Source organism: Winogradskyella ouciana (assembly GCF_009709615.1).
Lineage (GTDB): Bacteria > Bacteroidota > Bacteroidia > Flavobacteriales > Flavobacteriaceae > Winogradskyella > Winogradskyella ouciana.
Map to the genome: position 1 here is coordinate 140,926 of NZ_WJYA01000004.1, position 14,242 is coordinate 155,167.

Annotated in this window: 11 protein-coding genes; 4 read left to right on the forward strand and 7 right to left on the reverse strand. The window is 36.8% G+C overall.

Annotation, left to right across the window (positions count from 1 at the left end; genetic code table 11):
* Nucleotides 1-22 precede the first annotated feature (22 nt).
* On the forward strand, nucleotides 23-544 hold the full coding sequence (locus F1003_RS04605; RefSeq protein WP_155088046.1) for a DUF2975 domain-containing protein: 522 nt from the start codon (nucleotides 23-25) through the stop codon (nucleotides 542-544).
* A 2-nt stretch (nucleotides 545-546) separates the two neighbouring features.
* Nucleotides 547-753 (forward strand): helix-turn-helix domain-containing protein, encoded by a 207-nt coding sequence (locus F1003_RS04610; protein WP_155088047.1) that lies wholly within the window; start codon nucleotides 547-549, stop codon nucleotides 751-753.
* A 2-nt stretch (nucleotides 754-755) separates the two neighbouring features.
* Here the strand turns inward: F1003_RS04610 and F1003_RS04615 are convergent, their stop codons facing one another.
* The 3 genes from F1003_RS04615 to F1003_RS04625 are packed head-to-tail and all read right to left on the reverse strand — an operon-like array spanning nucleotide 756 to nucleotide 5,743.
* Nucleotides 756-1,487, reverse strand: coding sequence for an SOS response-associated peptidase (locus F1003_RS04615; protein ID WP_162306896.1), 732 nt, complete (start codon nucleotides 1,485-1,487; stop codon nucleotides 756-758).
* 25 nt (nucleotides 1,488-1,512) lie between these two features.
* Nucleotides 1,513-2,730: a DNA polymerase IV gene (dinB, locus tag F1003_RS04620; protein WP_155088049.1), complete on the reverse strand. Its 1,218-nt coding sequence runs from the start codon at nucleotides 2,728-2,730 to the stop codon at nucleotides 1,513-1,515.
* Nucleotides 2,723-5,743, reverse strand: a complete 3,021-nt coding sequence (locus tag F1003_RS04625; RefSeq protein ID WP_155088050.1) for a DNA polymerase III subunit alpha — start codon at nucleotides 5,741-5,743, stop codon at nucleotides 2,723-2,725. Before F1003_RS04625 ends, dinB begins: the two co-directional genes overlap by 8 nt.
* A gap of 76 nt (nucleotides 5,744-5,819) precedes the next feature.
* Here F1003_RS04625 and F1003_RS04630 point away from each other — a divergent pair, with 76 nt between their 5' ends.
* Both F1003_RS04630 and F1003_RS04635 read left to right on the forward strand, forming a co-directional pair.
* Nucleotides 5,820-6,587: an XRE family transcriptional regulator gene (locus F1003_RS04630; RefSeq protein WP_155088051.1), complete on the forward strand. Its 768-nt coding sequence runs from the start codon at nucleotides 5,820-5,822 to the stop codon at nucleotides 6,585-6,587.
* Between the two features lies 1 nt (nucleotide 6,588).
* Complete coding sequence (locus F1003_RS04635; RefSeq protein WP_155088052.1) at nucleotides 6,589-7,563, forward strand: Gfo/Idh/MocA family protein; 975 nt, start codon at nucleotides 6,589-6,591, stop codon at nucleotides 7,561-7,563.
* A 60-nt stretch (nucleotides 7,564-7,623) separates the two neighbouring features.
* Here F1003_RS04635 and F1003_RS04640 read toward each other — a convergent pair whose 3' ends face one another.
* From F1003_RS04640 to F1003_RS04655, 4 genes are all read right to left on the reverse strand, one after another.
* Complete coding sequence (locus F1003_RS04640; RefSeq protein ID WP_155088053.1) at nucleotides 7,624-7,902, reverse strand: F0F1 ATP synthase subunit delta/epsilon; 279 nt, start codon at nucleotides 7,900-7,902, stop codon at nucleotides 7,624-7,626.
* A 78-nt stretch (nucleotides 7,903-7,980) separates the two neighbouring features.
* The gene (gene atpD / locus F1003_RS04645; RefSeq protein WP_155088054.1) at nucleotides 7,981-9,489 is read right to left on the reverse strand and encodes a F0F1 ATP synthase subunit beta; all 1,509 of its coding nucleotides are present in this window, start codon (nucleotides 9,487-9,489) and stop codon (nucleotides 7,981-7,983) included.
* Nucleotides 9,490-9,669: 180 nt separating this feature from the next.
* A complete protein-coding gene (locus F1003_RS04650; RefSeq protein WP_155088055.1) occupies nucleotides 9,670-11,316 on the reverse strand; it encodes an SGNH/GDSL hydrolase family protein in 1,647 nt (548 codons plus the stop codon).
* Nucleotides 11,317-11,338: 22 nt separating this feature from the next.
* Nucleotides 11,339-14,140: a TonB-dependent receptor gene (locus F1003_RS04655; protein ID WP_155088056.1), complete on the reverse strand. Its 2,802-nt coding sequence runs from the start codon at nucleotides 14,138-14,140 to the stop codon at nucleotides 11,339-11,341.
* Between the last annotated feature and the right edge of the window lie 102 nt (nucleotides 14,141-14,242).

Sequence of the window (14,242 nt, forward strand, 5' to 3'; positions counted from 1 at the left end):
TATTGTTAAACGATAATAAAAAATGAAAACAAAACAAATCTTAAGTATAATGCACATAGTAGCTTGGATACTATTTATCGGACTGTGCATTAAAGCAGGAGCTTTTATTATATCCTTTTTTACAAGTCTTTTTGTGAATGATTATGCTGTGCAAAATATTTATTTAGGCCTTGATTTTTCTCGTCTTTACAACTTTAGTAAATTACATTATATAATTACAGTTATCTTAATAATCTTAATTGCTAGTTTGAAAGCCTATCTTTTTTATTTACTCATAAATGTGTTTAGAAAAGTTGACTTTAATAGCCCGTTTACAGAGCCCGTCGCACAGTTGCTTTCAAAAATCAATAAGGTAGTTTTATATACTGCACTGATGGCATTACTCGCAAGTGCGTATAGTGCTTGGCTACATCAACAAACATTCTTTTATCCATATAATTGGGGCGCACAAAGCTTGTTGTTTATGGCAGGAGTAGTTTTTATTGTTGCATTATTATTTAAACGTGCTGTTGAGATTCAATCAGAAAACGACCTAACCATATAAATATGTCAATAGTAGTTAACTTAGATAGAGTTTTAGCCAAACGAGGCATGAAGAGCAATGAACTTGCGGAAATCATTGGCATCACCACGGCAAACCTTTCCATTTTAAAAACCGGTAAGGCAAAGGCCATTCGTTTTTCTACTTTAGAAGCCATTTGCAAAGCTTTGGATTGTCAGCCTAGTGATATTTTAGAGTATGTGGAAGATTAACATTAAAAAAGAGTGTCCTTTTGCACTTTTTCAATAATATAGGATTGGTTGGTATCGATACCTTTTTTGTAGAAATCTCTGCTAATTGGATGTGCCTTAAATGGTTGTGAGCTCATACCAACGGCTATAATTTCGTTAATCTCTTGTTCATTCATACCATCATCGAGCCAATCTTCATAGTAATGTTCATCTAAGACTAATGGCATTCGCTTGCCTTTATTATGAACCTCCATAAAAAAGTCATTGGCTTCTGTTGTTAGGATGGTAGTACTTAAAGTATTTTTATCGATTTCATTATAAAGACCTGCAAAAAGAAAAAGATCGCCCTCTGGATTACTATTGGAGGGTTGATAGCAGAAATAGGGTATGGCTTTTCCATTTTCGTGATGTGGTTCAAAAAAACCATCGGCTAAGATTAAGCATCTTTTATTTGTTGCACTTTCTTTATAGGATGGTTTTTCAAAGATACTTTCACCTCTAGCATTTAGTGTGTTACTTTTTTTGCGAAAATCATCTGGATTGTGTGCAGCCCAATCTGGTATTAGGCCCCAACTTGCGTTATAAATTGTTTCTGGTTCATCCATTTTTATGATTAGTAATTTACCGTGTGTAAAACCATTGAGGTGGTAGTATGGAGTATAACTTACTGAAGGATGAAATTTAGCATTAACACTGTCTCGCAGCTTTTTCTCTACTTGTTCTCTTTGCTTTCGTAACGCTGTTGAATAACACATGATTCTAAGATAGTAATTTTTGTTTTTATTGATGCCTATTAGCAAGTAAAGGAGGTGGTTCTCCGGTAAACGGATTCCAACGGCTAATGGTTTTGGCTTCCATGCCAGCAGCATTCATCACAGCTCTATCTCCGTAACGTTCGCGCATTTTATCTAATGCCTGTGCTAAATTAAGATGCATTTCGTTGTCTTCAAATAGATTAATTTGGTGACCACCTTCTACCAAATGACTAAACTTTACACCAATAAGGCGTACCAACAATCTACGGTTATATAGTTTTTTAAACAGGTCTAACACTACAGGAATAATATTATGGTCCATAGCACTGTAGGGAATGCGTTGTTGTTGTGTATAGGTTTGAAAATCGGAATACCGAATCTTAAATGTCACACAAGCCGTCAATTTATTACCACGACGCAATTGAAAGGCTAAGTTCTCTGCCATAGCAATAACTAAGCCTCTTAGTTTATGAACGTTTGTCGTGTCTTGCCCAAAGGTACGCTCGGTAGAAATGGATTTGCGCTCATGATATTGAATTACGGGCGAATTGTCTATACCATTGGCTTTTTTCCAAATGGAAAGACCGTTTTTGCCCAAAACTTTGTGCATTAATTCCATAGGCATGTCCTGCACGGTTTTAATGCGTTTTACACCCAAATCGCACAAAGCTTTATAAGTCACATTGCCTACCATTGGGATTTTTTTTACCGAAAGTGGTGCTAGAAACGGTTTTTCGGTACCTGAAATAACGCGTATTTCGTTATTGGGTTTGGCCTCTCCTGTCGCAATTTTCGAAACCGTTTTATTTAGCGACAAACCAAAAGAAATGGGTAATCCTGTTTCTTTGATGATACGCTGACGCAGTTCTGAAGCCAATTTATGGCAACCGAAAAACTTATCCATTCCGGTGAGATCGAGATAAAACTCATCAATAGATGTTTTTTCGTAAAGAGGTACACTTTCTTTAATGACATCAGTTACATTTTGCGAAAATTTAGTGTATATCCCAGAATTGCCTCTTAAAATAATAGCCTCTGGGCACAACTGTTTTGCCATTCGCATAGGCATGGCAGAGTGTACGCCAAAAGTTCTGGCTTCATAACTACAAGATGCTACAACACCTCTGTCGCTTGTGCCACCAATGAGCACAGGTTTGCCATTAAGACGGCTGTCTAGTAAACGTTCGCAAGACACAAAAAAAGTGTCTAAATCCATATGTACTATTGAGCGGTTGTTAACCATAATTTGCTTTAAGGTCTTTAAAACTTCTTTTTCTTTGAAACGTTGGATTTAATGATTTTATGGAATATCGAGGATCTTCAATAATTGCCAAACGTTCTAATTTTGAAACCTCGATGGTAACACAGTCAAACTCTATCATTACTTTGCCTATGATTTCATAAATTCCCTTTCCTCTAAATGGGTATTTTGATGCCACTGGTGGAAAATGAACGGTATCTATAAAATCACCATTACGATCTAAAAAGGTGCCAAAATGCATCAACTTTCCATTTGAGGTTTTTGTATTTTTTGTGGTAACTAAATAGCCTTCAATTTTCACATATTTGCCTTCTAGTTTATTAAGGTGCTTTGCACGTAATTTAGTGGTAGATTCTTTTTCTAATAAATGAAATGGGTTGCACAACGGAAAGCCTAATAGTTCAATCTCGTCAAAGGCATTTTCTAATGCTGTACTTGGTAATTCTGGTGTACTGTAATTAATGCGTTCAGTTCTAAATAATGTAACTATATGATCTTGAATTACAGTTTTGCTAATTTTTAAATGTGCTTCCCAAAGCAATTCACGCTTATTGATTTTTGTAAATCTAAACGCATTAATCTTTATAAGAATACCAATCTGTTCTATAGAAATAGGGACACGTTCTATAAAATCATCGAGCGAATTAAACAGTCCATAATTTTGGCGTTCTGAAAGGATGCGTTCAATAGTTTTAGATTCTAAGGATTGTAAAAACATAAAACCGAGATATATGGTTTTTCCTTTGATAATAGTTTGGGTGTAAGATTGATTGATGCAAGGTGCTTCAATTTTACCACCATGCATTCTGGCTTCGTGTACATAAAGTTCGGTACTGTAGAATCCACCAAAATTATTAATGGTAGCAGTCATATATTCCAATGGGTAGTAGGCTTTTAAAAACAGACTTTGGTAACTTTCTACGGCGTAAGAAGCTGAGTGCCCTTTAGCAAAGGCATAACCAGCAAAACTTTCAATCTGTCTCCATATATCTGCAACCAAATCAAAAGGCTTTCCGTCCTTTTTACAATTGTCAAAAAACTTTTGTTTCACTTTTAAAAATTCTTCACGCGAACGGAATTTACCAGACATACCACGACGGAGCATATCAGATTCTCCCAAATCTAAACCACCAAAATGATGGGCCACTTTAATTACATCTTCTTGATAGACCATAACTCCATAGGTTTCTGGCATAATTTCAGCCAGTACAGGATGCGCTTCTTTACGTCTTTCAGGATAACGATAGCGCAAAATATATTGCCGCATCATACCGCTTTTGGCAACACCTGGTCTAATGACCGAACTTGCAGCGACTAAGCCTAAGTAATTGTCTACCTGCAATTTTTTTAAGAGCATGCGCATAGCGGGTGATTCTACATAGAAACAACCAATAGCCTTAGCATTTCTAAGTAAATACTTAATGCGTTCATCTTGTTTAAAACGCTTAATATCATGGATGTCTAAAGCGGGTTGGTTAGGGTGATTATAGCTCACAATTTCTACGGCCTCCTTAATTTTTCCCAAACCACGTTGACTTAGTATATCGAACTTGTAAAGTCCTATATCTTCAGCTACGACCATATCAAATTGGGTAGTGGCAAACCCTTTTGGAGGCATAAATGTGGCACCATAATAATGAATAGGTTTCTCAGAAATTAAAATTCCACCTGCATGAATCCCCAAATAATTAGGAAACCCTTGAATGTATTTTGAATACTTGATAACAAGCTGGGATAATCTGTCGAGTTTATGGATATTGTATTTACCTCGTGTAAGTATATCCATCTCAGATTTTGGTAAGCCAAACACTTTTCCAAGTTCTCTTACCGAAGCTTTAAATTTAAAGGTGTTATAAACCGTAATAAGCGCTGTGTGCTTAAAGGATTTAAAGATGAATTCAGTAATATCATCTCTGTCTTTCCAAGAAAAATCAATATCAAAATCGGGAGGATTTTGTCGGAACAGATTGATGAAGCGCTCAAAATATAAATCGAGCTCAATAGGGTCTACATCTGTAATTCGTAACAAGTAAGCAATGATACTATTAGCTCCACTACCACGACCAACATAGTAGTAGTCTTTGCTACGTGCATACTCTAAAATTTTCCAGTTGATTAAAAAATAGGATACAAAACCTTTCTGTTTAATGATGTTGAGTTCTTTTTCAATACGTTGATAGATTTTTGGTTTAACATCGTTTCCGTAACGGTATGCAATGCCATCATAGGTTAACTTTTCTAAAAGCTCATAATCAGAATTAGCATTTTTTGTGAGGAACCGTTGATTTTTGGGTATAGGATTTTCAAAATCGAATGAAATTGAGCAATTGTCTAACAAATCCTCTGTGTTATTGATAAGACTTGGGAATTCCGAATAGCGTTCGCACAGTTCATTATAAGGCAACATTATATCTTCTGAGCTGCCTTCTTCAGCTTTTGGAAGTTTGCTCAATAGCGTATTATTATCAATAGCGCGAAGCAAACGATGTGTGTTGAATCCTTTTTTATTTTGAAAAGACACTGTCTTAAGCACCACTAATTTCTCTCTATGTGTATTCCATTTTGAAAATTTTAGTTGGTTGAGATCTTTTGGCGCAATGCCTAAAAACTCATTCGGTTTTAGTTTAAAATCTTTCCCTTTTTGGTAAGGGTAAATCACGAAACAGTCTGCTAAAGTTTCTTCTGGTCGTTCAGGAATTTTTAAATCGTGATTGTGAAGAAATTTAGAGAGATATTCATTTATATTCTGAAAGCCTTGATTGTTTTTTGCGATTAAAATAAATTCTTGTTGTGCGTTGTTTCTAAAATCTACACCGAGCACAGGCTTTACCTTGTATTTTTTTGAGAGACGAACAATATCTAAACACGCTGAGGTGGTATTAATATCTGTTAACGCCAAAGTCTGTACACCATTTTCTGAAGCAATAGCAAGTAGTTGCTCAGGTTTTATAGTACCATAGCGAAGGCTGTAATATGTGTGACAGTTTAAATACATGGGACTAACAAAATTAGCTACTATATGTAGTTTTTATTGCTTATATTTGTAGTAAATATTGTTAAAATTAATTAGATTGAAACCTATACAAGCTAACATAAAGCACCTCAGGTCATTAAAGAAACTATCCCAAGAACGCTTTGCAGACGATTTGGGCTGGACACGTTCTGTAGTTGGTTCTTATGAAGAAGGCAGAAGTGAACCACCTATTGAGCGCTTAATAGATCTGTCTAATTATTTTGATATTCCTATAGATATTTTGGTGCGCAAAGATTTGCGTAAAGCAAAGGATACCTCGTTTATTGAGGTAGGGAACAAGCGCGTATTGTTTCCTGTAACCGTAAATGAAGATAATGAGGATCTCATTGAAATTATACCAGCAAAAGCTTCAGCAGGTTATTTATCTGGCTATGATGATCCGGAATATATTGAGCAGCTTCAAAAAATTAAACTACCATTTTTACCCACAGGAACACACAGAGCTTTTCCTATAAAAGGGGACTCTATGTTACCTGTAAAGCCAGGTTCTTTTGTTGTTGCTAAATTTATAGAAGATATTAATGATCTAAAAAGCGGAAAGACTTATGTGGTATTGACCAAAGACGACGGTCTAGTGTATAAACGTGTGTACGTTCCGGAAGGTGACGTGGTTAATTTGCTACTAAGTTCAGATAATAAAGCTTATAAACCTTACCTGGTTTCAAAAGAAAATATTTTGGAGTTATGGGAGTTTACCTGTTGCATCAACACTCAAGAATATGATGAAAAGGAACTAAAGCTAAGTAGTATTATGACGATGTTCCAAGAGCTAAAAGTAGAGCTGGAGGCCGTAAAACAAATGTAGGATGAAGCAAGCTATAAAATGGGGAATTATTGGTTGCGGCAACGTTACCGAAGTTAAAAGCGGACCAGCCTACAAAATGACCGAAGGTTTTGAGCTTGTCGCCGTGATGCGAAGAAACTTAGCCTTAGCTCAAAATTATGCTGAACGACATAATATACCGCGTTTTTATGATGATGCAGATGAGCTAATTAATGAATCTGAAGTTGATGCCGTTTATATTGCCACACCACCAGACAGTCATTATTACTATGCCATGAAAGTAGCCGAAGCCGGCAAAATCTGCTGTATTGAAAAACCAATGGCACCAAATTATACGGAATGTATTCAGATTTGTGATGCTTTTGAAAAACGAAATTTACCATTGTTTGTGGCCTATTACCGTAGATCCTTACCGAGATTCAATAAAGTGAAATCTCTATTGGAAGAACAAGCTATTGGAGATGTGCGATACATTCATTGGACGCTCACCAGAACACCAAGTGAGAAAGACCAATCAAAAGATTATAATTGGCGAACCGATGCAAAGATTGCACCTGCTGGTTATTTTGATGATTTGGCAAGCCACGGTCTAGATTTGTTTGCTTATTTGTTGGGAGATATAAAGGAAGCTTCAGGAATAAGCAGTAACCAACAGCAATTATATACAGCAAAAGATGCCGTTTCGGGTTCTTGGGTACACCATTCTGGAGTTATGGGTTCTGGTACTTGGAATTTTGGTGCTTATGAGCGCGAAGATAAAGTCAAAATTATAGGAAGTGATGGGGAAATAAGGTTTTCGGTATTTCTTGAAGAGCCTCTTACATTAATCAAAAATGGTGGAATTAAAGAATTTGTAATTGATAACCCAAAGCATATTCAACAATACCATATAGAAAACATGAAGAAACATTTGGATGGTACTTTACAACATCCGTCCACTGGAAAAACCGCAACGCATACGGCTTGGGTCATGGACAAGATATTAGGTAAGCTATAATAAAGCAAAAAAAAACGCGAAGCACCTGCTTCGCGTTCTTTATATTTCAGTTGAAATAATCTAATCTGCTAAAACAATTAGCTTATTATCTTTCATTTCAATAGTACCAGAATTGATGGCTAACCAAACACCTTTATCTGACTTGGTAAATTTGTCTTCAACCTCTTCTTCTAATTGAATATTATTACCAGCCACTTTAACGTGTCCTTCTTTAAGAATAGATACGATAGGAGCGTGATCTTTTAACATTTCGAACTCACCATTAACACCAGGAACAGTAACAGAATCTACTTCTCCACTAAATAATGTTGCTTCAGGTGATACAATTTCTAAATACATAGTTTTTTAGTATTTAGTAATCAGTATTTAGTAATTAGTAGCGACTGCATACTGCATACTGCATACTGCTTACTGTTTTTAAGCTTCCGCTAACATCTTTTCTCCTGCCTCGATAGCTTCTTCAATAGAACCTTTAAGGTTAAATGCTGCTTCTGGTAAGTGATCTAACTCACCATCCATAATCATATTAAAACCTTTAATCGTTTCTTTAATATCTACCAATACACCAGGTATACCAGTAAACTGCTCTGCTACGTGGAATGGTTGAGATAAGAAACGTTGTACACGTCTTGCTCTATTTACAGCCATTTTATCTTCTTCAGATAATTCTTCCATACCAAGAATTGCAATAATATCTTGTAATTCTTTATAACGTTGTAATAACTCTTTTACACGAGTAGCACAGTCGTAATGCTCATCACCTAAAATATCTGCTGCTAAAATTCTAGACGTAGAATCTAAAGGATCTACCGCTGGGTAAATACCAAGCTCAGCAATTTTACGAGATAATACTGTTGTTGCATCTAAGTGGGCAAACGTAGTTGCCGGAGCCGGATCCGTTAAATCATCCGCAGGTACGTAGACCGCTTGTACAGATGTAATCGATCCTTTCTTTGTTGAAGTAATACGCTCTTGCATCGCGCCCATTTCAGTTGCTAATGTAGGTTGGTAACCTACCGCAGATGGCATACGACCAAGTAAAGCAGATACCTCAGAACCAGCTTGTGTAAAACGGAAGATGTTATCTACGAAGAAAAGTACATCTTTACCTTGTCCATCACCAGCACCATCACGGAAATACTCAGCGATAGTCAAACCAGATAATGCCACACGAGCACGAGCTCCAGGAGGCTCATTCATTTGTCCGAATACAAACGTTGCTTTAGAATCTAACATGGCTTTCTTATCTACCTTTTGAAGATCCCATCCACCTTCTTCCATTGAGTGCATAAAGTCATCACCATACTTGATAATTCCAGACTCTAACATCTCACGAAGTAAATCGTTTCCTTCACGTGTTCTTTCACCAACACCTGCAAATACAGAAAGACCACCGTGACCTTTTGCAATATTGTTAATCAACTCCTGAATCAATACTGTTTTACCTACACCAGCACCACCAAATAATCCAATCTTACCACCTTTTGCATAAGGCTCAATTAAGTCGATTACTTTAATACCAGTAAATAAAACTTCGGTAGACGTTGATAAATCTTCGAATTTAGGCGCCTGTCTGTGAATAGGCAAACCTGCATCACCAGCTTTAGGCAAATCACCTAATCCATCAATAGCATCACCAATTACATTAAAAAGACGTCCGTAAACATCTTCACCAATTGGCATTTGGATTGGAGCACCAGTAGCAGTAACTTCTGTCCCTCTACTTAAACCATCTGAAGAGTCCATAGCAATTGTACGCACTGTATCTTCACCAATGTGAGATTGTACTTCTAATACTAATTTAGTACCATCTGGGTTATTAATTTCTAACGAATCATAAATCTTTGGAAGTTCTGCGCCAGTAGCGAATTCTACATCGATAACCGGACCTACAATTTGTGCAACTTTACCTGTAACTTTTGACATTACTTATATGTTTTTGTTTTGCAATAATTTAAATATGAAAAAACAAGTCACCTAAACAAGTTAAATAGGTGTGTTTTTTGCGCTGCAAAGATATAGTTTTATTTAAAAAAATGGGCCTTTTTTTAAATAAAAAAACACGCTTTATAAAAGCGTGTTTTTAGATGTATAAATATTGCTATCCTATTGTAATGTAGGAGAGTAGTTTGTAGGGTAATCACCTGCTTTGGCCAGATTGCCAGAAGCTTCAAAGTTTGACCCATAAGTTGCATCAATTGCCTTTAAGAAACTATTGGCCATTAAGGCATAACCTCTAGCTGTTAAATGTATTCCGTCTAAACTAACTAAGCCACCGAAGACCAAATCAGTATTCATATTATAATCGTCGAACATAATTCCAGTTGTAGAAGCTTCAACCAGTATACTATTAAGATCTACTAACGCTAGACCATTTGAACTCGCTACAGATGATATACTTGCATTGTAGGCTGCGGTTGCAGTAGCGATTTCAGTTTGCTCTTCTGGTAATAGCGCCCATTTATCCTCTAATGGCAATGTGACGCCCTCTACTGCAAACTGACCAGCAACATTAGCAGGTAATCCTTGACTTTGTAAAAATGCAAGAAAGTCTGCATTGACTGTTCCTATAACAGAAGAACTTGGTAATACAAACAAATCATCAGCAGTTGCTTGTCTAGATTGACCATATACAAGACCTAACAATCCAGCAACTTGTGGTGCGGCTTCTGGTGGTAATCCAAATTGTGCTAAAAAAGTAGGGAATGCTGGGTTTGCCAATAAAGTATCGGTTATTAAGGTAGATATATTGGTTAAGTTTTCGTCTACAATTACCACTGCGCTCGCCTCCGTTTCAGAAAATATAACTGTTCTTTCAGCAGCATCATAAATGGCACCTTGAGATTCCAAGAATGCATAGACACCATTTAAAGCACCAAATAAGGAGTTCAATGTAGGAATTAATGGGCCAAAATCTGGATTAGAAGGATCTAATGGATTGTGTGGTACTGTTGTAAAATGAGATAGACTCGTTATGTTTGGTAAGTTACCGATAACACCTTTGGCTCCATTAGAGGTTAAACCAGACACTAAGGCATTTAAAGAAGCATCAAAAGTAGCTGTATCAGTTATGGGATTGCTTCCATCACCACCAGTTGTAGCATAGCCTAAAACATCGTTTCCGCCAACTTCAGATATGGACACAAATGTAGGGTTTTGTGCTACGGCTAATTCTAGTAGAGATGCGTCAGGTGTATTTCCTGTAACACGTACGGCATAAGGATTTGCAGCCGCTGGGAAATTAGCTAAATTACCATAACCTGGCGCCACTAAATGAAAACTTTTAGCACCTGGTACTCCTAAATTATTAAAAGGACCCGTTGGATTGTTTAAAGCAATATCTGTGGATACAGTTACAGGACCAATAACAGTCTCTAGTGGAACAGGGCCTGCACCACCAAAAACCAACCTTGGGTCTGTAATTCTCATTCCGCCAACTGCTAAACCACCAAAGTTGTCATTCATCATTGGCTGTGTAAAGGTACCTCCACCAGCAAGCGCAAATTTATTCGCCATGATATTTGGAAATGAATTTTCTTGTGCGGCAATGAAAAGTGCGTTGTCTGTAAAGCCAGCAGTAAATGAGGCGCCAACAGCAACATAATTAGAGAAGTCTGCTGAGCCTGCCGTTAATTCTGGTAATGGTTCGTCATTAGTATTTGCTCTATCTCTTAAGTCTTGTACGAGTTCATTCTCGCAAGCTACCATACCTAATGTAAGCAGTGATAGCGTTATATATTTTAGTTTCTTCATTTTATGTTTGTCTTTGCCGTTATTATAGATTGTTGATAGTCCAAGAAACGTAGTATTGAGATCCTATTAGACCTGTTCCAAAGGCTGTAAAATATTCATCTTGTAACAAATTGGTAGCACCAGCTTTAAAGGTTGATTTTAAACTTGGTACTCTAAAGTTTACTTGTGCGTCCAATACATGGTATGCAGGAACTTCACCGTCACCGAAAGAGGCTTCCCAGAAGTAATTGTCACTCCATCTCCAAGACACGTTAAAACCAAAGTTTTTAAATAACTCAGTATTACCAAACGAGGCTTTTACTTTATGCTCAGGTGTGTTAAAGTTAGTTCTAAAATCTGGATTCTGGTTAACATCAAAATCTAGTTTTGCATATGTATAATTAGCACTTAAATCAAAATCGCCTAATACTTTGGTGGATACTTGAATTGCGGCTCCATATGAATTAACCTCTTCATCTGAATTAGTATAGGTCTGATAAGCTTGGAAGTCTCCATTTGCGATTGCGGCAACTGCTAGTGGAGTTCCGCCTGGCAATGTTTCTGTTAACTGTACATCACCATAAAAAGGAGCAATCACAGTCTCATTTGCTAAGAAGTCTTGGTATTTATTGTAGTAAGCGGAAGCATCAATAATAACTCCGTCTAGTTTACCACGATAACCTAGCTCAAATGAACTAACTTGTTCTGGTTGTGCCAAATTAGAATTTGCTATTTCTAAATCTGCAGGATTCATAGATTCACCAAAACTAGAGACAGAATTTGCAAAGAATGAGTTGTTGTAGGCTCCAGTACCATCAAAATCTATATTAGACTGACCAGTTATGGCTGTACCATTAGGACTTAAGTCATAATTTCTAACATCTCTAGCTGGGTTGTCTGGAGCACCACCAACTAATATAGCTCTACCAACGTCTAGACCAATGTATAAATCTTGTGTAGTTGGGTTTCTAAATCCAGTTTGAAAAGATGCTCTAATATTGTGATCCTCGTTTATAGTAAAACCAGCTGATAATCTCGGAGAGAAAAATCCGTCAAATAATTCTGATTTATCATATCTAACAGAACCGGTTAATTTTAATTCTACATTTTCAGATAATTCTAAAGACCTTTGTAATTGAGTATAGACACCAACTTCAGAATAATTTATAGGACCATCGTTATCAGTATATATAGTTCCAAAAGAATTTAACCTATACCTTCTGTAAGATCCACCGACTTGAATTTCAGCAAAGTCTATCATGTCACCGAAGTTATAGTTGGCATCTGCATGATAAATTTTAGAGTTGTCCTGAAATCTAGAACCAGTGTTTAAATCTGGGTCGTTGGTAATTCTCTCAAATGCATTTTGAAATTCTGGTGTACCAGGGACATATCGTCCTGTATCTGCTTGAGTTCTTGCTGCGGTGTGAGCTTGATCATCAGTCGCACCACCTAACGTAGCCCCTATGTAAGCAGCGACATATTCGCCAAACCAAGTTTGGTCATCTTTCCACGCTCTATTAATATTGATACCAGTGAATACCATGTCGTATGAGTCACCCGCTTTATCTTCTGTAACATATCCTCTTACAAAGAAATTGTCGTTTCGTATTTCTAATTTATGTTGTTGTAAAAAGAAGTTCTTAATATTGTAACGGTTGGCACCTTGATAAATCGTATTACCAGAACCTACTTTACCTACATACTGAATTTCAAAATCATCTTCCCAAGGTCGGAAGTATAATCCCCAATCTGCTTTAATGCTTTCTGCATTGTAGTTGGTTAGATCTCTCTCGTCATAACCAGTTCTACTTACGTTTTGGGATGGTACAAGAGCTGAAGATCCTGGAGGTGCTAATCCTAGACCTTCCAAAGTTTGGGCTACGTCGTTAATATCTGTGCTAACCTCATCACCATAAACATTAATACCGTCGTAATCTGGATCTTCTCTTGTCAATCCACGGTTAAGTTTATCAGCATCATTCACCGCAAACCAATCAGTACCTTTTAGATATCCAAAATTAACTTTAGCAGCAAATTTTTCACTGAACTTATAAGCCATTCTAATTCCTAAGTCGGTATATGGATTATCTCCTGCCGCTTCTTGAGACGTAATTCCTCTTTTAATATAACCGCTAATCCCTGTATGGTCAAAAGGGTTTTTACTACGCATAAAAAGAATTCCGTTAAATGCATTTGCTCCATAAAGTGCAGAAGCAGCTCCAGGTAAGAGCTCTACACTCAATACATCTGTTTCGGTCATACCTAATAAATTACCAAGAGGGAAGTTAAGAGCTGGTGCAGAGTTGTCCATACCATCTACCAACTGCATAAAACGCGTATTTGCAAAGGTTGCGAAACCTCTCGTGTTGATAGACTTAAAGGTTAAACTGTTGGTATTAATATCTACACCTTTTAGGTTTTCTAAACCATCGTAAAAATCTACGGATGCTGTATTTTTAATTTCTTTTAATCCGAAGCGTTCTACGGTTACTGGTGATTCAAAAATACGTTCTGGTGTACGAGATGCAGAAATTACCACTTCATCAAGAGTGTTTCCTTCTTCAAGAGTCACGTCTACTGTTTGGTTGTTTGATGTTATTTCAATTGTTTGTGCTTCAAAGCCTGTATAGCTGATGCGAATTGAAAATGGAGGGTCTAGATCTACAGTTAATGTGTAGTCACCATCAAAATCGGATACGGTACCAGAACTGGTGCCTACGACTACAATGTTTGCACCAGGTAAAGGTAATCCTGTGTTGTCAGTAACCTTACCTTTAACGGTGGTTTGAGCAAATGACACCACGCCAAAAAGCAATGTAAAAAGTTTTAAGATTGTCTTCATTTTAGAGAATTAGTTAATTTTTTAGGAAAGCAATTTAAATAAATATATGAAAATTAGGTAACAATTTTTCACAAAATTATGCATGCATAGTACATATCAAAA